This is a genomic window from Streptococcus sp. Marseille-P7376 (assembly GCF_902460385.1).
In the GTDB taxonomy this organism is placed as follows: domain Bacteria; phylum Bacillota; class Bacilli; order Lactobacillales; family Streptococcaceae; genus Streptococcus; species Streptococcus sinensis.
Genome location: NZ_CABPTS010000046.1, coordinates 1 through 1656 on the forward strand (window position 1 = coordinate 1; position 1656 = coordinate 1656).

Genomic DNA, 1656 nt, shown 5'->3' on the forward strand with positions numbered 1-1656 from the left:
CAAATGGAACTGTAGAATGGACGGACCTTCCTGCGACAGATGAGCACGGTGTGAAGTACACTTATAGTGTGATGGAAGTCGATGAAGATGGCAATCTCATCGTAGATACGATAGACGGCTATACTCCTAGCCAAACAGCGGCTCTGACTGTTACGAATACGTATAAATTTTCCCCAACTACAGCTGACATTAAAGTAAAAAAAGAGTTGACTGGCGGTCGTCCAACACCTCTTCAAGCGGATGAATTTGAGTTTATCTTGAAAGATAAAAATGGACAAGAAGTTCAAAGAGCTAAGAACGATGGTGATGGTAATGTAAACTTTAAGGATCTTCCGTTTACACAAGAAGGACATTACCAGTACACAATTGTGGAAGCAAATGCTGGTCAAACCATTGATGGGGTGACCCATGATGCGAGAACGGTTCGTGTCACTGTACACGTCTATGATAATGGAAGAGGTCAGCTGGTTGCCTGGGTTGAAAATTTTGCCATTTCAGCTCTAACAGCTCCTATTGCTGATTTCTCATCTGTAGCTGCTGGTTCAAATCTCGTACCTCCAATCTCTGGGGCTATTGATGCCATTACAGATGACGGAATTCAGACATTCACAAATACCTACAAAGCTGCCAAAGTGAAAGTGCCGGTTGCTGCAAGGAAAACGTTTATCAATAAGAATACAGATCAACCGATTCAGCTTAAAGGCGGTGAATTCGAATTCGCTTTGTTGGATGGAGAGGGGGATCAAGTCGCAACCACAACAAATGACGCGGCTGGAAACATTCAGTTTGGTGAATTGGAATTTAACAAACCAGGTGAATTCACTTATACCATCATTGAAAAGAATGCAGGCACAACTGATAAAGGAATCACTTATTCTAACACGACTGTCGAAGTGACCATCACAGTAAGGGATAACAATAAGGGAGCTCTTGAAGGAAGCGTTTCTTACGACAATAACAACAGCACTTTCGAAAATACTTATAAGGCTAAAAACGCTAAAGCAAGTCTCGAAGTAACGAAGAAGCTGACCGGTCGAAATCTCGAAGCCGATATGTTTGAATTTGCTTTGACAGACCAAGTCGGTAACGTTGAAACAGCGAAGAATGGTGCAGACGGAAAAGTTAAGTTTAAAGAATTGTCATTTGATGAAGAAGGTACTTACACTTACACCATCAAGGAAGTGAAAGCTGGAACAACTGAAAATGGGATCGCCTACGATGCGAAGACAGTGACAGCTAAAGTAACTGTAACAGATGATAAAGAAGGGAAACTGCATGCAGCTGTTGAGTACAGCAGTGATGCCAGCGATGGCAGCACAACCTTCACCAATGTCTATACGCCAGCTAAAACTCAAGTACCAGTGAAGAAAGTATGGAACGATGCCGACAATCAAGATGGCAAACGTCCAGAGTCTATTACTGTTAAACTTCTAGCAGATGGTGTTGACACTGGTCAAACACGTGAATTGAATGCAGCTAACAATTGGGAAGAAACTTTCACAAATCTGGATGTCGATAAAGGCGGCACTCCAATCACCTATACAATCGCAGAAGTTTCAGTTCCAGCAGGTTACACTTCAGTCCTTACTGGAGATGCCACAACTGGCTTCACCATTACCAATAGCTACACACCAGCAGAAACAAATGTTTCTGTAA

At 42.5% G+C, this 1656-nt stretch carries 1 protein-coding gene; it reads left to right on the plus strand.

What is annotated here, in order from left to right:
* Positions 1 to 1656, plus strand: a 1656-nt coding sequence (locus FZ952_RS11450) for a Spy0128 family protein (RefSeq protein WP_148881744.1), incomplete at both ends; no start/stop codon positions are given.